This window comes from Streptosporangium sp. NBC_01469 (assembly GCF_036227305.1).
Classification (GTDB): Bacteria; Actinomycetota; Actinomycetes; order Streptosporangiales; family Streptosporangiaceae; genus Streptosporangium.
This window is the reverse complement of the sequence record NZ_CP109465.1, coordinates 9,539,256-9,557,579: the sequence shown is the minus strand read 5'-3', so window position 1 is coordinate 9,557,579 and position 18,324 is coordinate 9,539,256. Positions and strand designations below refer to the sequence as shown.

The 18,324-nt window shown below is 69.9% G+C and carries 15 protein-coding genes; 10 read left to right on the top strand and 5 right to left on the bottom strand.

From position 1 onward, the window contains the following. Positions 1-24: 24 nt before the first annotated feature. The 4 genes from ftsH to OG587_RS41610 all read left to right on the top strand — a co-directional run bounded on the left by ftsH (position 25) and on the right by OG587_RS41610 (position 5,553). Positions 25-2,034 carry an ATP-dependent zinc metalloprotease FtsH gene (gene ftsH, locus OG587_RS41625; protein WP_329084354.1) on the top strand — a complete coding sequence of 670 codons (2,010 nt, stop codon included), beginning with the start codon at positions 25-27 and terminating at the stop codon, positions 2,032-2,034. Positions 2,035-2,169: 135 nt separating this feature from the next. After that, positions 2,170-2,763: a Maf family protein gene (locus OG587_RS41620; protein WP_329084353.1), complete on the top strand. Its 594-nt coding sequence runs from the start codon at positions 2,170-2,172 to the stop codon at positions 2,761-2,763. Between the two features lie 337 nt (positions 2,764-3,100). Further along, positions 3,101-3,901 (top strand): EI24 domain-containing protein, encoded by an 801-nt coding sequence (locus OG587_RS41615; RefSeq protein WP_329084352.1) that lies wholly within the window; start codon positions 3,101-3,103, stop codon positions 3,899-3,901. A 416-nt stretch (positions 3,902-4,317) separates the two neighbouring features. Continuing rightward, entirely contained in the window at positions 4,318-5,553 is a 1,236-nt protein-coding gene (locus OG587_RS41610; RefSeq protein WP_329084351.1) for a DUF4192 domain-containing protein, read from the top strand. A 226-nt stretch (positions 5,554-5,779) separates the two neighbouring features. Here the strand turns inward: OG587_RS41610 and OG587_RS41605 are convergent, their stop codons facing one another. Beyond that, entirely contained in the window at positions 5,780-6,802 is a 1,023-nt protein-coding gene (locus tag OG587_RS41605) for a glycosyltransferase (RefSeq protein WP_329084349.1), read from the bottom strand. A 349-nt stretch (positions 6,803-7,151) separates the two neighbouring features. Between OG587_RS41605 and OG587_RS41600 the strand changes: the two genes are divergently transcribed. The 6 genes from OG587_RS41600 to OG587_RS41575 all read left to right on the top strand — a co-directional run bounded on the left by OG587_RS41600 (position 7,152) and on the right by OG587_RS41575 (position 13,925). Then, on the top strand, positions 7,152-8,378 hold the full coding sequence (locus OG587_RS41600) for an endonuclease/exonuclease/phosphatase family protein (protein WP_329084348.1): 1,227 nt from the start codon (positions 7,152-7,154) through the stop codon (positions 8,376-8,378). An 18-nt stretch (positions 8,379-8,396) separates the two neighbouring features. Beyond that, positions 8,397-9,482 (top strand): glycosyltransferase family 2 protein, encoded by a 1,086-nt coding sequence (locus OG587_RS41595; RefSeq protein ID WP_329084347.1) that lies wholly within the window; start codon positions 8,397-8,399, stop codon positions 9,480-9,482. Then, positions 9,479-10,525 carry a lysylphosphatidylglycerol synthase domain-containing protein gene (locus OG587_RS41590; RefSeq protein WP_329084346.1) on the top strand — a complete coding sequence of 349 codons (1,047 nt, stop codon included), beginning with the start codon at positions 9,479-9,481 and terminating at the stop codon, positions 10,523-10,525. Before OG587_RS41595 ends, OG587_RS41590 begins: the two co-directional genes overlap by 4 nt. A gap of 99 nt (positions 10,526-10,624) precedes the next feature. Further along, the gene (locus OG587_RS41585) at positions 10,625-11,656 is read left to right on the top strand and encodes a glycosyltransferase (protein ID WP_329084345.1); all 1,032 of its coding nucleotides are present in this window, start codon (positions 10,625-10,627) and stop codon (positions 11,654-11,656) included. 3 nt (positions 11,657-11,659) lie between these two features. Then, positions 11,660-12,697 (top strand): glycosyltransferase family 2 protein, encoded by a 1,038-nt coding sequence (locus OG587_RS41580; RefSeq protein WP_329084344.1) that lies wholly within the window; start codon positions 11,660-11,662, stop codon positions 12,695-12,697. Positions 12,698-12,752: 55 nt separating this feature from the next. After that, positions 12,753-13,925: an endonuclease/exonuclease/phosphatase family protein gene (locus OG587_RS41575; RefSeq protein ID WP_329084343.1), complete on the top strand. Its 1,173-nt coding sequence runs from the start codon at positions 12,753-12,755 to the stop codon at positions 13,923-13,925. A 13-nt stretch (positions 13,926-13,938) separates the two neighbouring features. Here OG587_RS41575 and OG587_RS41570 read toward each other — a convergent pair whose 3' ends face one another. From OG587_RS41570 to OG587_RS41555, 4 genes are all read right to left on the bottom strand, one after another. Continuing rightward, positions 13,939-14,805 carry an AfsR/SARP family transcriptional regulator gene (locus tag OG587_RS41570; protein WP_329084342.1) on the bottom strand — a complete coding sequence of 289 codons (867 nt, stop codon included), beginning with the start codon at positions 14,803-14,805 and terminating at the stop codon, positions 13,939-13,941. A 20-nt stretch (positions 14,806-14,825) separates the two neighbouring features. After that, positions 14,826-15,644 (bottom strand): UbiA prenyltransferase family protein, encoded by an 819-nt coding sequence (locus OG587_RS41565; protein WP_329084341.1) that lies wholly within the window; start codon positions 15,642-15,644, stop codon positions 14,826-14,828. A 162-nt stretch (positions 15,645-15,806) separates the two neighbouring features. Then, positions 15,807-16,847: an NAD-dependent epimerase/dehydratase family protein gene (locus tag OG587_RS41560; RefSeq protein ID WP_329084340.1), complete on the bottom strand. Its 1,041-nt coding sequence runs from the start codon at positions 16,845-16,847 to the stop codon at positions 15,807-15,809. Next, positions 16,829-18,163 carry an aspartate aminotransferase family protein gene (locus OG587_RS41555; protein ID WP_329084339.1) on the bottom strand — a complete coding sequence of 445 codons (1,335 nt, stop codon included), beginning with the start codon at positions 18,161-18,163 and terminating at the stop codon, positions 16,829-16,831. The genes OG587_RS41560 and OG587_RS41555 overlap by 19 nt, the downstream gene beginning before the upstream one ends. Positions 18,164-18,324: the final 161 nt, after the last annotated feature.

The following is an 18,324-nucleotide window of genomic DNA, read 5'->3' as shown; positions in this document are numbered from 1 at the left end:
CCCCCGAGCCTCGAGGGGGGAGTCGTGAGCCGACCGGCGTCTCAGGAACGCAAGGGGTCCGGCCCCGACGCGTCCGACAAGGAGAGCGGGTCCAAGCCCTGGCGGTCCGAGGGCCTGCCCGAGGGCGGGACGTCCCCTCCGCAGCGCCCGAAGTTCAACTGGGTGCGCTTCCTGATGACCATGGTCATCGTCTACGCGGGTTTCTTCATCGTCTCCTCGTTCTTCAACCAGACCACCGAGCCGATCTCCTACACCCAGTTCACCCAGCAGGTCCGGACGGGGAACGTCAAGGAGGTCTACGCCACGGGCACGTCGATCGAGGGCATCCTCAGGAAGCCCGCCCACGACCCCGACAGCGGCAACGTCACGTACGAGAAGTTCTCCACGGAGATGCCGGTCTTCGCCGACAGGGCCGGGCTCTACCAGCAGCTTCTCTCGACGAGCGTGAACATCAGGGCCGAGCCCGTCGGCGGGGATCTCACGTCGAACCTCCTGCTGTCCCTGCTCCCGGTCCTGCTGCTGGCCGGGCTGTGGATCTGGTTCGTACGGCGCGCGGCGTCCAGCGCGATGGGCGGCGGGATGGGCGGTCTCGGAGGTCTCGGCGGCCTCGGCAGGTCCAAGGCGGCCACGCCGGTGGGACCGGCCAAGGTCCGGGTCGACTTCGACGACGTGGCGGGCATCGACGAGGTCGAGAACGAGGTCGCCGAGGTGGTCGACTACCTCAAGGATCCCGAGAAGTACCGGAGGCTGGGGGCGAAGCTGCCCAAGGGCGTGCTGCTCGCCGGGCCGCCCGGCACCGGCAAGACCCTCCTCGCCCGTGCCGTGGCGGGGGAGGCCGACGTGCCCTTCTTCTCGGCGAGCGCCTCGGAGTTCATCGAGATGATCGTGGGGGTCGGTGCCTCGCGGGTGCGCGAGCTGTTCGAGGAGGCCCGCAAGGTCGCGCCGTCGATCATCTTCATCGACGAGATCGACGCGATCGGCAGGGTCAGGGGCGGCAGCACCATCGGCGGCCACGACGAGCGCGAGCAGACCCTGAACCAGATCCTCACCGAGATGGACGGCTTCACCGGCTCCGAGGGCGTCATCGTGATCGCCGCCTCCAACCGGGCGGAGGTTCTCGACCCGGCGCTGCTGCGTCCCGGCCGCTTCGACCGTACCGTCGTGGTGTCCGTGCCGGACGTCGAGGGGCGGCTGGCGATCCTGCGGGTCCACAGCCGGGGCGTGCCGCTCTCCGACGACGTGGACCTGGAGCGGCTCGCCAGGACCACCCCCGGCATGACGGGAGCCGACCTGGCCAACCTGGTCAACGAGGCCGCGCTGCTCGCCGCCAAGCGGGGCAACGACAGGGTCCAGGCCTCCGACTTCGCCGACGCGCTGGAGAAGATCCTGCTCGGCGCGGCCCGCGCCGTCGTGATCCCGCAGGACGAGCGCAGGCGCACCGCGTACCACGAGGCGGGCCACGCGCTGCTCGGCATGCTCCGGCCGGGCGCCGACCCGGTCAGGAAGGTCTCGATCATCCCGCGCGGGCGGGCGCTCGGCGTCACGCTCTCCACCCCCGACACCGACCGGTACGCCTACGACGAGAAATACCTGCGTGACCGGATCATCGGGGCCCTCGGCGGGATGGCGGCGGAGCAGGTCGTCTACGGCGTGGTCACCACCGGCTCGGAGAACGACCTGGAACAGATCACCGTGATCGCCCGGGGCATGGTCGGCCGCTGGGGCATGTCCGCCAGGATCGGCCCGCTCACCGTCCTGCCCGCCGCCGGTGACGGCCAGCCCGCCGCCGCCCCGGACACCCTCGCCGCGGTGGACCAAGAGGTACGGCGCATCGTGGACGAGTGCTACGAGATCGCCCAGACCGTTCTGGCGGAGAACCGGAGTCGTCTGGACGGTATCGCCGAGGCCCTGCTGGAGAACGAGACCCTGGGGGAGGCCGAGGCCTACGCCGCCGCGGGGCTACCGCGGAACACCGCCCCGGGGCTTCCCTCCTCGGACCCGCCTCCGCAACTCCCGCCACCGCCCCACCCCTGATCTCCGGCGCGCCCCTTTCGGTCGGCCGCCCCCGCTCTCCTTCGATCGGACCTCCTCGTTCCCGGTGACCGGACGTTCTCGCCGGTGCTCGCCCGTGGCGAGGGGACGGGTGGAGCCGCGCTAGGCTCGGTCGCCGTGACCCAGATCGTCCTAGCCTCCGCCTCTCCCGCCCGCCTCGCCCTGCTCCGCAGTGCCGGACTCGATCCCAAGGTGATCGTCAGCGGTGTGGACGAGGACGCCATCACCGCCGACAGCCCGAGTGAGCTCTGCCTCGCGCTGGCCCGCGCGAAGGCGACCGTGGTCGCCGGTGGCCTGACCGGTGGGCTGGTCATCGGCTGCGACTCGGTGCTCGAACTCGACGGACGTGCCCACGGCAAGCCGTCCTCGCCCGAGGAGGCCGTCGCCCGCTGGCGCGACATGCGCGGACGTGAGGGACGCCTGCTCACCGGCCACTGCGTCATCGACGCCGCGGACGGGCGCGAGGTGGCGGAGGTGGGCGCGACGGTCGTGCGCTTCGGCACCCCCGGAGACGACGAGATCGCCGCCTATGTCGCCACCGGCGAGCCCCTCCACGTCGCCGGAGCCTTCACGCTGGACGGCCGCGGCGGCTGGTTCGTCGACGGCATCGACGGCGACCACGGCAATGTCCTGGGCATCTCCCTGCCACTGCTCCGCCGCCTCCTCGGCGCCCTCGGGGTCTCCGTCCCCGGCCTCTGGCAGCGGTCCTGACGTCTGCCGTCTCGTAGGTCGGCCGTCTCATAGGCCGTCGGCTTTTGGGAGGCGTTCCTCTGATGCCTGCCGTCTCTGTACGTCGCCGGCCTTCTTGAGGCGTTCCCCTGACGTCTGCCGTCTCTGTACGCCGTCGGTCTTTTGGGAAGCGAGCCCCCGGTGTCTGCCGTCTCGTAGGTCGTCGGCTTTTGGGAGGCGTTGCTCTGATGCCTGCCGTCTCATACGTCGCCGGTCTTCGGGAAGCGGGTCCTGCCGTCTCCCGTACGTCCGGGGGTGTGTCCGGCGCCGTCGTGGGCGCACCCTCCCGGGTGACGTCCTATCCCGATAATCTTCCGCCATGGGTCATTTCCGCTCCTTTCTGGACGGCATCGGGTTCTTCTTCCAGGGACTGCGCTGGGTCGCGCGATATCCGCGCTGGTGGCTGTTCGGGGTGATCCCGGCTCTGATCGCGTTCACCCTCTACGCGGCCGGCCTCTACTTCCTCGGCACGAACGCGCTGGACATCGCCGCGTGGGGCACGCCGTTCGCCGACGGGTGGAGCGAGGCGACGCGGACCGCGCTGCGGGCGCTGGTCGGGCTGGCGCTCTTTGTCGCCGGGCTGATCCTGTCGGTGGTGACCTTCACGGCGATCACCCTCATCCTGGGCGACCCCTTCTACGAGAAGCTCTCCGAGAAGGTGGAGGAGACCTACGGAGAGGTGCCGACCGGCCACGACCTTCCGCTGTGGAAGTCGATCCCCCGATCCATCAGGGACAGCCTGATCACCCTCGGATGGCTGCTGCTGTTCACGATCCCGCTGTTCTTCCTCGGTTTCGTGCCGGTGATCGGGCAGACGGTGGTGCCGGTCCTGGGCGCCCTGGTCTCGGGTTTCTTCCTCACGATCGAGCTGACCACGCTGGCCCTTGAGCGCAGGGGCCTGGCGCGCAGGAGCCGCTTCGGCCTGCTCAAGGGGAACAAGGCCCCCGCGCTCGGCTTCGGGATCCTGCTCTTCCTGCTCTTCCTCATCCCGTTCGTCGCGGTGATCGCGATGCCCGCCGCCGTGGCCGGTGCGGCCATCATGGTCCGCACCCGCCTGGCGCCGCCCGTCCTCCCGGCGGGCAGGACGGGCGAGAGCCCGCGCGTCGACAGGGGCGTCTGAGCGGTTCCGGCCGACTTCGGCGGACCCCTGCGGAGAGAGGGGCGCGACCCTTTGGCCGTTCAGCTGTGGACAGTCGCGGGCTCTGTCCACAGAAAGGGGTTCGGTGCGGAGGAGGTGGTCCGGTTTCGGCGAGGCTTCGGGGCATGACGCCAGACATCCCGGCCTCGCCCGAGCCCCTGTCCCCTCAGGCCTTCGCCTCACCCGAGTCCGAGTCCCCGCCCCCGTCCCTCCCGTGCCCGGCTTCGCCCGAAGCATCGTCCTCTCCGCCCCGGGTCTCATCCGAGCCCCCGTCCTCTTCGTCCTCGGCTTCGCCCGAGCCCCCGTTCTCTCTGCCCCCGGCCTCACCCGAAGCACCGTCCCTCACCCCCCGGGTCTCGCCTGAAGCATCGTCCCCTCCGCCCAGGGTCTCGCCCGAAGTGCCGTTTCCCCGTTCCCCGGTCTCGCCCGAAGCGCCGTCTCCACCCTCCCCGGTCTCGCTCGAGCCGCCGTACCCACCTTCTCCACCCGCCCCGTTTTCTCCGCCCGCTTCGCCGCCCCGGCTCCTGCTCGGTTCCACCGAAGACGTCCTGGGAGCTGTTCCCTATCTGCTGGGGTTCCACCCCGCCGACAGTCTCGTCGTCATCGGACTCACGGGCAGCCCGTCCAGGAGCAGGCTGCACCTCACCGTCCGATGGGATCTGCCCCTGGGCCCCGGCGGTCTTGGCCAGATCGCCCCGCTCTTCGGGAAGGAGGGCGTCACCCAGGTCGTCGTGGTCGGTTACGGTTCCGGCCCGCTGGTGACCCCGGCCGTCGACGAGGCCCTGGCGCTGTTCCGCCGGAGCGAGCTCACCGTCGTCGACGCGCTCCGGGTGGAAGACGGCCGCTACTGGTCGTACGGGTGCTCGCGGAGCGACTGCTGCCCGGCCGACGGCGTGCCGTACGAGCGGCGGGCCGGCGCGGTCGCGGCCGAGGCGGTCCTGCACGGGCTGGTCGCCCTGCCGGACAGGCAGGCCCTGGAGCGTTCGCTCGACCCGGTCACCGGGCCCGCGCGGGAGGCCATGCGCGAGGCGACGGGCCGACTCGCGGGGGAGTTGCGCGGCAGGCTAGCCGGATGCCGCGACGCCGACGGGTTCGCGGCGGAGTTCGTCGCGGACGGCATGGCCAGGGTTCGCGAGGCGATCGTCACCTACGCCTCGGGAGGGCGGCTCGGCGAGGACCAGGCGGTCAGGCTGGGGCTCGGCCTGGCGGTGATCAGGATCCGTGACGAGGCGTGGGCACTGGTCACCGACGAGAGCCAGGACACGCATCTCAAACTCTGGCACGACCTCACCCGGAGGCTGGAGCCGAGGTTCGTGCCTCCGGTGGCCTCGCTGCTCGGCCTGGTCGCCTGGCGGCGGGGAGACTCCGCGCTGGCGGGCGTCGCTCTCACCCGGGCGCACGAGGCCGACCCCGGATACTCGATGGCCAACCTGCTCGCGCACGCGATCCACCATCTGGTCCCGCCCCACGTGCTCAACGACAGGATGCCCAGCCCCGAGGAGCTCGATCGGGAGATGGGCAGTCCCCGGATGGCCTGGCTGCTCCCGATGGCCGCGCTGCTGGAGGATCCCGGCGGCCCCGGCCCCGGCCGCGAGGCGGCGGCCGGTCCTTCGCGTTCCCGCGTCACCGGATGACGGGATCTCCCCGGTTCCGGTGACGACAGGCTGCCGGGTTCCGGTGACGACGGGTGGCCGGAGTTCTCGGGTTCCGGTCATCAGGGGCCCGGTCTCCCGGCTCAACTCTCCGTGCGCCTCCGACGATCGTCGCGGGCCCTCCGAGGCCGGTGCGAAGGGAGGTCGAGCCGGTGGCATGTCACCGGTCCTTCAGGCCATCGGTTCACCGGTCCTTCAGGTCACCGATTCACTGATTCTTCAGGCCACCGGTCTGGGGGACCCAGGTAGCGGTCGGCCGTCCTCCCTGCAGGACGCGCTGGAGCACGCCGACTCCCGCTCCCGTCGCTCCCACGAAGGTGACCAGAAGGTGGACGGCACTGAAGTAGAGGCCGAAGAGGAGGCCCCGGCGGGCGAACACCCGGCGATACGTGCTGTTGTCAAGGGCCACGGCGGCGGCGACGAGCAGCGGCGACGCGAGGGCGCCGACGGGGCCGACCAGCAGCGGCAGCAGGGCCGCCGGCACGGCGGCGACCAGCAGGACACCGCCGAACGCGCGCGGTACGGAGTCGCCCGGCGTCTCGCCCCGGGTCCACTCCCGAGCGCTCACCCGTGCGCGCCGGAACACCTTGTTCAGGATCATCCGCAGCGTGGAGTCGTGGTCGGCCCGGCCACAGACGGCGTCGGTGATGCGCACCTCGTAGTCTTTCCGCATCAGCCGGGAGCGGTAGTCCGCGGACACCGTGTCGCTCAGATGCGGGTTGAAGGGGCCGATCTCCTTGAACACCTCGGTCGTCACGGCGAGCACGGCCGCGTGCAGCTCAAGGGTCGGACGGTCGGTCGGCATCCACCAGTGATACATCTGCAGCGCTCGATACTGCGCGGGGAGGGTCCGGGCCGCCAGCGGCTCGGGGTGCAGGATGCCGCCAAGGGCACCCAGTTTGGGCTCGGCCTGGAGGATGTTCACCGCGTTCTCCACGGCGTCCGGGTCGAGTGCGATGTCGCCGTCCTGGAAGAGCAGGATCTCGCCGTGGGCGTGCTCGGCGCCGAGGTTGCGCGCGGTCGACGCCCCGCTGTTGACCTCGGTGCGCAGCACGGTGACGCCCATCGACCTCGCCACCTCCGCCGCGTCCTCGGTGCCGCAGTCGTCCACCACGATGACCTCGATGGGCGAGTAGGTCTGCTTCTCCAGCGCGCGCAGGCACAGGCGTAACACGTGGGACCGGTTGAAGCTGGGGATGATGACCGAGACTAGCGGGCGTTCTCGACTCATGGGTCGCTCCATTGGCTGAAGGCCGCTCTTTCCGAACCGCCGGGTGTTGGCCGATGATGAGGGCGGGCTGCCCCGGTGGGTCTTCGGTCAACCGGCCGTGGCTCGTCACCCGACCTCCGACCCCTTGCTTCCGGACCACGCTAGTCGCGATGGCTTGTCTCATTCTTGTCGAGCCGTCTGCCATGTCATACGGTTCCGTTTCTATGCGGCTTATGTGATCTACGCGATCCAGGGCGCGGACGACAAGGAAGCGACAAGAACCGGTCAGTACGTTGAGGTACCGCTGGAAGTGATCGCGGATCGTCAATGGCTGTCGCCGGCCTGACCTACGTGCCGAGGTGGTGTGCTGATGGGCGACCGGGACATCATGACCGAGGATCAGCCCACGGAGGTCCCACCCGAGCAGCCGGTCGGCTGGCGAGCTCGCCTTGGCCGGTTCATCCGGCCACGGCGGCGGTGGTGCCTGGGCACCAAGCTGGTGGTGACCGCCACCACGGGGTGGCTGCTGTTCGTGGTCGCGCACCTGCTGGTGAGCGGCCGCACCTCGCTGTGGGCCCCGCTCGACCTCATCCCGCCGTTCATGTTCGTGGTGGTGCCGGCGCTGCTGCTGGTGGTGGCGCCGCTCGCGCGCCCGGCCCGGTGGCGGATCATCGCGACGCTGGTGTTCACCCTGGTGCTCGGCGCGGGACAGAGCGGGATCAACGTGGCGACCCTCTGGCACACCCCGCCGCCCGCGCCGCCCGGGGCGATCAAGGTGACCACCTGGAACACCGAGTTCTGGGATCAGGACTGGCGCACCTCCGACGGAAACCGCTATTCGCCTAACTTCTATGACTATCTACGCAAGATGGACGCAGACGTCTACCTGCTCTCCGAGTACCTGTACGTCGACACCTCGGCGGGGGACATGATGGCGTCGAAGTGGACCGCCGACATGGCACTCCGCATCGACAAGGCGGCGGAGCTGCGACGCGAGTTCCCGGGATACGAGGTCGCGACGTCCGGGGAGCTGATCACGCTCTCCCGGCTGCCCATCGTCGCGCAGCGCGGCCTCGACATGACCCGGTGGCTGCCCGAGGAGCAGAAGGCGGTGCCGGAGGTGATGCGGAGCTGGCCGACCTCCTACACGGTCGAGACACTGCGCACCGACATCCAGGTGAACGGCGCGGTCGTCTCCTTCTACAACACGCAGATCAACCAGCCCCCGCTCGACTGGCGGCTGTACGACGGCGAGGCTCGCGGTTCCAACCAGTACGCCCACAGCCGGCGGGAGGCGAGCTATCGGGCGCTTCGCGCGGACGTCGAGGCCAACGACCATTCGGTGGTGCTCGGCGGTGACCTGAACACCACCCCGGCGATGGGGATGCTCCGGCTGCTGCCGGAGAAGCTGGTCGATCACACCCAGGCGCTGCCGTCCCTCTATCCGGTCAGCTACCTCTCCGGAGTCGGCGAGCTCTGGCGGATCGACTGGGTGCTCACCACGCCGGACGTCGTCGTGCACCGCTACGAGATGCCCGGAGCCGCCGGACTGTCCGACCACCGTCCTCAACAAACGGTTCTATCGGTTGGCCACTGAGCCGTGGAAGGAATTGACATGACGGAACCGGCGACCGCGCGACCCGAGGATGTCGCGGTCATCGTGCCGAACTACAACAAGAAGAAGACTCTCCGAGCCTGCCTGGAGGCGGTGTACGCGCAGACGTACCCCCCGGCCGAGGTGATCGTGGTCGACGACCGCAGCACGGATGGCTCGCTGGACATCGCGCGGGAGTTCCCGTGCACGATCGTCGAGCTGCCGACCAACCAGGGGCCGTCGGCGGCCCGCAACACCGGGGTGGACTCCAGCGGCTCGCCCCTGCTGTTCTTCGTGGACTCCGACACGGCGCTGGCCCCGGACGCCGTGCAGAACGCGGTGCGGGCCTACCGGGAAACACCCGACTGCGGCATGGTTCAGGGGATCTACGACAAGGAGCCGCTGTACGACGACGGTCCGGTGGAGAGATACCGCGTCTTCTCCGAGCACTTCGACCGCCAGCGGGCGGTGTCCACGTTCCTGTCCAACTCGCTGATCCCGCGTACGGTCTTCCGCGAGGCGGGCGGGCTGGACGAGCGGCTGCGCGACGGCGAGGACTTCGAGTTCGGCAACCGGGTGCCGTCCAAGTACCGGCTGGTGGTGACCGCGACCGTGGTCACCAAGGCGGACGACGTCGACCGGTTCTGGGAGTGCATGTGGGAGCGGTTCGTCAGGGCCAGCACCCTGCCGGTGATCATGTTGAGGGCGCGGCGGCTGTACGACGACGACACGATCGGGTTCCGGCTGGACATGATCGGGCCGGATCCCCGCACCCGCCGCCTGCCGCCGCGGATCTCCTCCGTCTCGGCGGCGCTGAGCCTGTTCACGCTGCCGTTCGTCTTCTTCGTGCCGTGGCTGCTCGTGGTGCTCGCGCTGCTGCTGGCGGCGTTCGTGACGGTGAACCGTGACTTCCTTCGATACTCCCACCGTTACCGGGGTGTGGGCTTCGCGCTGCTCATGGGCTCGATGCAGTTCTGCTACCACACGGCGTTCTTCCTGGGGGCCGGCGCGGGGCTGCCGCGGCTCGTCTTCGAGCTGCTTCGCCGTCAGGGGCACCCGGCCAAGACCGGCCTGACCCCGGTCTCCTCGGCCGGCGCGCCGGAGTGACCGCGAGCCGGCCGTGGCGCCCGCCGTGGCGCCTGCCCCGCGCGCTCGTGCGCGCCCTGATCGCGGCGTTCGCGCTGGTCCTGGTGGGCGCGGTGGTCATGGCACTGGCCGGGCAGGACTGGAGCGTGGTCTCCGTCATGCTCGCCCGGAGCGACGGCGGGCGGATCGGCCTCCTGCTGGCCGGTGCGCTGCTGACCAGCATGGCCGGGCTGGGGTTCGGCTATCTGGCGTGGCGGGCGGTGCTGTTCGAGCTCGGGCCGCCGGTCGGCGAACCACGGGTGGCACGCGTCTTCTTCGTGACGTTCCTGAGCAAGTACGTGCCGGGGAAAGTGCCCGGCCTGATCGCCGCGACCAAGGTGGCCACGGCCAACGGCGTCAGCTTCGGGCGGTTGATGGGTACGGCGGCGCTGAGCATGAGCCTGGTGCTGCTGACCGGGCTCACGATCGGGCTGCTCGCGGGTGTGCACATGCTCGGCACCCAGGTGGCATGGCTGGTGGCGGTGGCGGCGGTGCTGATCGTGGTCGTGCTGGTACGGCCGCAGCTGGTCAACCACGGCGCGCACCTGCTGCTGCGGGTGCTGCGCCGGCCGGACCCGGACAGGTCGGCCTCGGCCAGGGGGATACGGCTGGCGGTCGTCGCGCAGGCGGTGTCATGGCTGGTCACCGGCCTGCACCTGTGGCTGCTCGCGGTCGCGATGGGGGCCGACCCGCTGGGGTCCCTGGGATTGTGCGTGGGCGCGTTCACCCTGGCCACGACGGTCGGGATGCTGACGGTCGTGATACCGGACGGGATCGGCGTTCGCGAGGCGGTGCTGACCGCCGCCCTGACGGTGGTGCTGCCCGCGCCGGCGGCCGCGGTGGTGGCGGTGGCGAGCCGGCTGGTCTCCACGGTCAGCGAGGTGGCGCTGGGAGCGGCGGCGCTGGCGGTGGCCGAGGTCGTCATCCGGCGTACCCCGGCCTCGGAGCCGGTGTCGGTGCCGGAGTCCACAACGGTGCCGGAGCCCGCGGCGGTGGCGGAATCGGCGCAGGCGGGAGACAAGTAGCCATGTCAAGCATCGGAACAGACGAATGCGTGCGAGCGTCCGCCGGGCAGGCCCCCTCCCGGCCGGCGGACGCCCGCCAACCCGAAGGGGTCATCGACCATGGATGAGCAGCGGCCACTGGTCTCGGTCATCATTCCCAACTACAACTACGCCCGTACGCTGGACCTCTGCCTGAGCGCGCTGGAGCGGCAGGACTACCCGCACATCGAAGTGATCGTCGTCGACGACCGGAGCACCGACGACTCGGTGGAGATAGCCCGTCGGCACGGGGTGCGGGTGCTGGTCACCGACACCAACATCGGGGCGCCGGCGGCGCGTAACCTCGGCGTCGAGCACGCGCGCGGGGAGGTGCTGTTCTTCCTCGACTCGGATGTGGCGCTCACCCCGGACACGGTCGGGAACGCGGTGGCGCTGCTCACGTCCGATCCCACGCTGGGGGTGGTGTGCGGCACGTACGAGCCGGAGCCGTTGATCCCCGACAGCCGCGTGGAGCGGTACCGCAGCCTTCAGCTGCACTACTGGATCTCCGGTGACGCGGGCGACATCACCACGATCTATTCGGCGATCTTCGCGATGTGGACCAGGGTCTTCCACGAGATCGGCCCGCTCAACCCGGCGCTGCGCCACAGCGAGAACGCCGACTACGGTCACCGGATCACCCAGCGCTACCGGATCGTGCTGGACACCGCGATCAGGGGCGCGCACGACCACGACGACAAGCTGAGCGTGGTGCTGTCGAAGTTCTTCCACCGCGCGCGCCTGCACATTCCGCTGTACCTGCGCCGGCCGGACTTCAACGGCGGCCCGACCAACAGCAGCCGCGGCTGGGGTTCGCTCGCCGCCCTGTTCGCGGTGGTCACCCTGGCGCTGCCGGTTCTGTTCGGCCCGCTCTGGCTGCTCGTGCCGTTCGTGCTGCTGGCCGGCTCCATCGCGTCCGACCTGGGGATGTACCGCTTCGTCTGGGGTTATGCCGGTGCGGCGTTCACCGTCTACTTCACCGCGATCCACTTCCTGGTGAACGTCACCGTCGCGGTGGCGGTCTTCGTCGGTGCCGCGCAGTGCCTGCTGTCCAGCCGGTTCCGGCACACCTACGACATGCCGGAGCCGTCCGCGCCGGCGATGGGGGCGTGAGCGATGAGCGGCCCCCTGGTGTCGGTGATCGTGCCCAACTACAACTACGCCGGCTCGCTGGAGCTCTGCCTGCGCGCCCTGCAGGAGCAGACCTACCAGCCGATCGAGCTGATCATGGTGGACGACGGCAGCACCGACGACTCCGTCGCGGTCGCGGAGCGGCTCGGTGTCCGGGTCGTCCACACCGAGCACAACATGGGGGTGGCCGGCGCGCGCAACCTCGGCGTCACCCACGCCCGTGGCGAGATCCTGGTGTTCGTCGACTCCGACGTGGCCGCCTACCCCGACGCCGTCGAGGTGGCGGTGGGCATGCTCGCGGCCGACGCGCGGCTCGGGGCGGTGTGCAGCATCCACGACCCGGAGCCGCTGATCCGCGACAGTCTCGTCGAGGAGTACCGAGCGCTGCAGTACTACTACTGGACGGCGAGCTCCGAGGGGCCCATCTCGTTCCTCTTCCCGGCGATGGTCGCGATACCCCGCCACGTGTTCGACGAGGTCGGGCAGTTCAACACCCGGCTGCGCGAGACCGAGGAGGTCGACTACGGTCACCGTCTCACCCAGCGGTACGGCATGGTGCTCACCTCCGCGGTGCGCTCCCGGCACGACCACGACGACGAGCTGTTCAAGCTGCTGCGCAAGCTGTTCAAGCGGGGGCGCGCCCGGGTGCCGCTGTACGCGCGGCGCAAGCGCTTCGCCCGCGGGTTCGAGACCTCGAACCGGGCCGGTGGCAGCCTCGCCGCGCTGGCGGCGGTGGCCACGCTCCCGGCGGTGGCGGTGTTCGGCCCGGTCGGCGCTGTTCTGCCGGGCCTCGCCCTGGCTGTGTCGATCCTGGCCGACCTCGGCATGTACCGGTTCGTGCTGCGGCGGCGCGGCCCGCTCTTCCTGCTCTACTACGGTACGGTGCATTTCGTGGTGAACGTGACCATCGCGGCGGGGGTGGCGGCCGGGGTCGTGCAGTGGTTCTGCTCCGCCAGGTTCCGTCGGCTCTACGACTCTGACCTGCTCGTGCGGCCCTCGGCCGCCGGAGAGGCGGCGACGTGACGGCTCGTCCGTGCCCGCCCGCCCCACGCGTACGTCCCGGATCCGGCCGCCCTCGATGACCGACACGCGGGTCGTGACCGCGACCGCCGGGCCCGGGCCCGCCCGGCGGTCACGCTGGTGGACCTGGCCGCTGCTGTCCGCGCCGGTCGCCTGGCTGGTGTTCGTGGCGGTCCATCGCGTGCTGTCCGGCCGGGTGTGGTGGTGGCAGGTTCCGGAGCTCGTCCCGCCGTCCGCCTTCGCGGTCGTCCCGGTCCTGCTGCTCGCGGTGGCCCTGCCGGCGCGCACGGCCAGGGGGTGGATCGCGGCGGTGACGCTCGCCTCCCTGGTGCTCGGCGGAGGCGCGAGCGGGCTCAACCCCGCCTCCCTGTGGCACCGTCCCCCGCCCGCCCCGCCGGGCGCGATCACGGTGTTCTCCTGGAACACGTTGTACTGGGACATGCGGACGGGCGGGGAGACGATGCCCCCGCCCACCGGCACGCCGTCGCGCGACATCGACGACTTCTACCGGTATCTGCACGACCAGAAGGCGGACGTGTATCTCCTGCAGGAGTACATCTACTTCGGCCGGGACTCGAAGGTGATCCGGGTGGACGACACGGCCAGACTGCGCCGGGAGTTTCCCGGCTACCACATCGCCGTGGCGAGCGAGCTGGTGACGGTCTCCCGGTTCCCGATCGTCCTGGAGCGGGGGATCGATCTGCGCCCGTGGCTGTCGGAGGAACGCGACCGAGTCATACCCCCCGACCCGGGCCTGCCCGGTTTCTCCGCGGTGAAGACGCTGCGTACGGACATACGCGTCGGCGGGAACGGCGGGAACGGCGAAAACACGATCTCGTTCTACAACACGCACATCAACTCACCTGTCCACGCGTTCCCGCAGGGCTTGGATCCCCGCCGTCTCAACCGGACCCAGCACGAGCGGCGGCAGGCCAACCTCCGCGCGCTCGCGGCCGACGTCGAGAGGAATCCGCACCCGGCCGTGCTGGCCGGGGACTTCAACGCCTCACCGGCGATGGGCATCATGCGCCTGCTGCCGGACCGGCTGGTCGACGCCACCCCGGTGCTCGAATCGCTCTACCCCACCTCCTGGGACGACCGATGGCCGCTGTGGCGGATCGACTGGGCGTTCACCACGCCGGACGTCACCGTGCACCGGTACGGACTGGTGCGGTCGAACGGTCTCTCCGACCACAGCGGGCAACGCCTGGTCGTCTCGACGAGCGGATGATCCGGAGAAAGGGTCAGGGCCTGCGGGACAGCACCCGGTCGGGCAGGTGGGCCGTGGGGCGGGTCCAGCTCGGCGGCTGCCCGAGTGGCGCCCAGCCGGAACCGGCGTGGTCGGCGCCGGCCAGGACCACTCCCTCGGCCGCCCAGGTCGGCATGTCGTGATCGCCGCGCAGGATCTCCTGGTGCAGCGCGCGCAGCTCAGGTCCCGGCTCGATGCCCAGGTGATCGGCCAGATACCCGCGCAGGCGCGCGTACTGGGCCACCGCCTCCGCGGTGCGTCCCAGGGCGCAGAGCGCGCGCATCAGCATGCTCGCGAGCGGCTCCACGAGCGGGTAACGGGGAACGAGGGGGGTGAGTTCGGTGACCACCGCGTCGGGCCGCCCCAGCCGCAGGTGTGCCTGCGCCCAGGTGACGACGGCACTGACGAACTGCTGCTCGATGCTGTAGCGCATCCGGGAGGCCCAGTCTCCCGTGATGTCGGTCAGCGGCGAGCCGCGCCACAGCTCCAGCGCCTCGGCCAGCAGCGCGGCCCGGGTGGAGTCGTCGCCGGGATGGGTCTGCGCCTGTTTCGCCAGCCGGTGGAAGCGGTGGGCGTCCACCCGGTCGGGGTCGGCCTCCAGCACGTAACCGCCCCCGCGGCGCTCGATGGAGGCCGCGGTTCCCGTCAGCGCCTGCCGCAGGCGTGCGATGTGGGCGTACAGGGAATCCGTCGCCCGGTCCGGTGGAAGATTCCAGACCCGGTCGATCAACGTCGGAAGCGACACGGGATGATTGACGTCGACCGCCAGGGCGGCCAGCACCGCACGTCGTTGCGGTGGACCCAGAGGAACACGCCGGCCGTCGACGGTCACCTCAACCGGACCCAGTATGCGGACTTCCATTCTTTCCTTCCGTGTCGCTCTCACAACGGGACGGGATGGTGGGCGAGCACGAGCGTCACACCCAGGGTGGCGGCCCACAACATCGAGTTGGCGACCATGACACGGTCCCGCAACAGGATTCGGACCGGGTCACCACCCTCTTCATCCATCAGTTGGATCTGCAGGTAGCGGAAGAGGGCGAAGAGCGCGAAGGGCGTGGACAGCAGCATCGCCGTCTGACCGTACTGGGGGCCGAACGGGCCCTCCTCGCGCAGGTAGATGAGGCCGGAGACGAGGGCGAGCACGGAGGCGATCTGCAGCAGCCAGTTGGTCAGCTCCATCGAGTAGCCGTGGAGTGCCGGCCGGTGCGCTGCACCGTTCTTCAGTTCCTGGCGTCGCTTGCCGATGAGGAGCAGCAGGGACATCGAGAACACCGTGACCAGCAACCAGGCGGACGCCTGCCCTCCGGCCACCTCGTACCCCTGGACGACCCGGAGGACGAAACAGACCGCCACCGTGCCCACGTCGACCAGCGGGATGTGTTTGAGATAGCGGCTGTACGCGATGTTGATCAAGAGGTACACCACTATGGGCCAGTACGGTCCCGGGGTGAGGAGGATGACGGCACTGAGCAGTCCGAGCAGGGCGGCACAGTAGGCGTACGCGACCCTGATCCCCACGCGACCGGCGGCGACGGGGCGATGGCGCTTGACGGGATGGTGCACGTCACGGTGCCGGTCGGCGATGTCGTTGCCGACGTAGACGGCGGAGGAGGCCAGGATGAACGCGACCGTGGCCAGGAGGACCTGGCCCACCGTGGCGAGGTTCCACAGGGAGGTGTCGATGAGCGCGATCGGCACAAGGAGAATCGCCTTGGCCGCGTGCGACGGCCGTATCAGCCTGAAGAGGTCCGTGACCAGGCGGGGCCGGGCCTCCGTCGTCTGATCCGGGGCCGGTCCACGGGGCCGCGGGAGTTCTGGAATGTCTGCCGATTCGACGACGTACATGCTTTCCCCGTCACTTCAGAAGAAGACTTTCGCCAGTGACAGCGCGCCCTGCCGCCACGCGTCACGGCTGGTCTGGCCGGCCCCCCGCGGTGAGCCGGTGGTGCGGTTCTCCCGCCACCACGCGTACGTGCGGAGAATCGCGTCCCGGTTGGACAGCCGGGGGTGGAAGCCGAGCCGGTCCCTGGCCTTGTCGATGCTGACGTAGGAGTCGGCGAGCAGTTTGTGCACCAGCCGCCCGTACACCGGGGACAGCCGGGTCCGCTCCAGCAGCCGGAGTCCGGTCAGGGCCGGCCGGACGGGCAGTGACACGACGCGTTTGCCGTGACCGGCCGTGTCGAGTACCGCCTGGAAGTCCTCCCGCAGGGTGCCGAACTCCTCGGCCGCGAGGTTGTAGGTGTCGTTCGCGACCTCCGCCGGTGCCGTCAGGACGCCGGCCACGGCGTCCACCAGGTCCTCTATGGCGAGCATCTGGATGCGCACGTCCCCGCGGCCGAGGACCGGGAAGTTCCGGCCCTCCTCGGCCCACTCGAAGAGCATCGCGAACAGGCCCATCCGGCCGGGACCGAGGAAGGTCTTGGGGCGCAGGATCGGCACGCACATCCCGCCGGCCCGGTACTTGTCGGCCAGCTCCTCCGCCTCGGTCTTGGCCCTGGTGTAGGGGTCGACCGGCTCGCGCGGATGCTCCTCCGGGGTGGGCACCAGCTTCGGGAGCCCGTACACGGCGGTGGAGGAGATGTGGACCGTCCTTTCCACCCCGGCCTGGCGCGCGGCCTCCAGCACGCTGTGGGTGCCTCCGACGATGAGGCTGTGGATCTGTTCGGCCGGATAGCTCGGCAGCGCGCCGGCGCAGTGCACGACCGCGTCCGCGCCGGCCATCGCCTCGGTCATCAGCGAGACGTCCCGTACGTCGCCGACCCGGTGGCTCCATCCCGGGTCCGGGTCGGACGGCGGGCGCAGGTCCACGCCGATCACCTCGTGGCCCGCGAGCACGAGCCGCCGGACCAGGTTGCCGCCGAGCATTCCGGCGCTGCCGGTCACTACGACCCGATAGGCCACCGTGACCCCACCTTCTCCCGCACGAACCGGGCGAGCAGCCGCGGCAGGCCCTTGGCCAGGGTCTTGTCGAGGCTCCGCAGGAAGTACTCGACGTCGTCGGGCTCGATGGCGAGGGTCGGCGCGACGACGAGGGGGTTCTCGACGTTCGGGCTGTAGTACGACACGATGTCGTGCTCGCTGTAGAGGTCGGCGATCACCGAGAGGGTGATCAGCTTGGTGCGGAAGTGCGGGTCGCTGGAGAAGCCGGGCACCAGCTTGCCGGCCAGATCGAGCACCTTGGGACCGCCGGTCAGGAACACCCCCCACAGCGCCCCGGTACCGGTCACCTGGCCGACCACGTCCGGATGGCGCTTCTGGATGTTCTCCAGGCCGGGCTTCAGGATGCGCTCGATCTGCCGCGCCCGCGCGGGGTAGTCCTCCTCGACGATCACGTTGATCGCCTCGATCGCGGTGACGGTCTCCTCGCCGAACCCGTAGTAGGTCGTGCTGTGCAGGATGACGTCGGAGAGCCGGTCGTACGCCTTGCGGAAGATTCGCTCTCGAGCCGTGTACCCGGCGATCGACGCCTTCCCGCCGCCCAGCGACTTCGAGTAGACGAGGATGTCGGGCAGCAGGTCCGGATACCGCATGAAGTAGAAGAGGCTGCCGGTCTTGCCCCAGCCGGTGTACACCTCGTCGAAGATCATGATGATGTCGTGCTCGTCGCAGAGCCGTCGCAGCTCGTGCAGGTCCGCCTCCGACCAGCTGCGCATGCTCGAGGCGCTGAACGGCTCGACCATGATCGCGTAGACGTCGCACTTCCCCTCGGGGGTGCGCGCGGCGTCGACCGCCGCCCGCACGGCCTCGAGGTCGCCGTACGGGTGGACGACGATTCCCGGAAGCCCGGGGAATCGGAACGAGTTCTCCGACGATCCGGTCAGGCTCCCGGCCCCGAGGGTCTTGCCGTGGAAGCTGATGTCGGACCGCAGGATGGTGTTGCGCCGCCCGCCGTGATACTTGTACGCCATCTTGATGGCGCCCTCGTTGGCCTCGGCGCCCGAGTTCGGGAAGTAGGAGATGTTCAGGTCGCCCGGCAGCAGTGAGGCCACGTTGTGGCTCAGCGCGGCCACGTAGGGCGAGAAGAACGCCTTGTGGACCTCCATGCGCTGCTGGTCGGCGAAGCGGCGCCGGGCCGCCAGGATGCGCGGATGGTTGTGGCCGTGGTTGAGGACGCCGACCCCTCCGGTGACGTCGAGGATCCGGCGGCCGTCACGGGTCCAGATCCAGGCTCCCTCGGCTCGTTCGGCAAGTTCACGACCGAAACCGAAAGAGGTCATGAGGTTGACCTGACTGCGGCTGACGTACTTCCCGTACAGGTTTTGGACCTGCTTTACGGTAAGGTTTTCACACTCATCGATGCCGATTAACTCAGACACGTCCGCCCTTTCCTGGCGTTTTCCCGCGATTTTGCAGCTTCTGGCGTCACAGATGAGTTCGG

Excerpts from the sequence above, each read along its gene's own strand:
- OG587_RS41600 (WP_329084348.1), top strand. The coding sequence starts at position 7,152 with ATGGGCGACCGGGACATCATGACCGAGGATCAGCCCACGGAGGTCCCA.
- OG587_RS41585 (WP_329084345.1), top strand. The coding sequence starts at position 10,625 with ATGGATGAGCAGCGGCCACTGGTCTCGGTCATCATTCCCAACTACAAC.
- OG587_RS41615 (WP_329084352.1), top strand. The coding sequence starts at position 3,101 with ATGGGTCATTTCCGCTCCTTTCTGGACGGCATCGGGTTCTTCTTCCAG.
- OG587_RS41555 (WP_329084339.1), bottom strand. The coding sequence starts at position 18,163 with ATGACCTCTTTCGGTTTCGGTCGTGAACTTGCCGAACGAGCCGAGGGA.
- OG587_RS41580 (WP_329084344.1), top strand. The coding sequence starts at position 11,660 with ATGAGCGGCCCCCTGGTGTCGGTGATCGTGCCCAACTACAACTACGCC.
- OG587_RS41595 (WP_329084347.1), top strand. The coding sequence starts at position 8,397 with ATGACGGAACCGGCGACCGCGCGACCCGAGGATGTCGCGGTCATCGTG.
- OG587_RS41575 (WP_329084343.1), top strand. The coding sequence starts at position 12,753 with ATGACCGACACGCGGGTCGTGACCGCGACCGCCGGGCCCGGGCCCGCC.
- OG587_RS41570 (WP_329084342.1), bottom strand. The coding sequence starts at position 14,805 with ATGGAAGTCCGCATACTGGGTCCGGTTGAGGTGACCGTCGACGGCCGG.
- OG587_RS41605 (WP_329084349.1), bottom strand. The coding sequence starts at position 6,802 with ATGAGTCGAGAACGCCCGCTAGTCTCGGTCATCATCCCCAGCTTCAAC.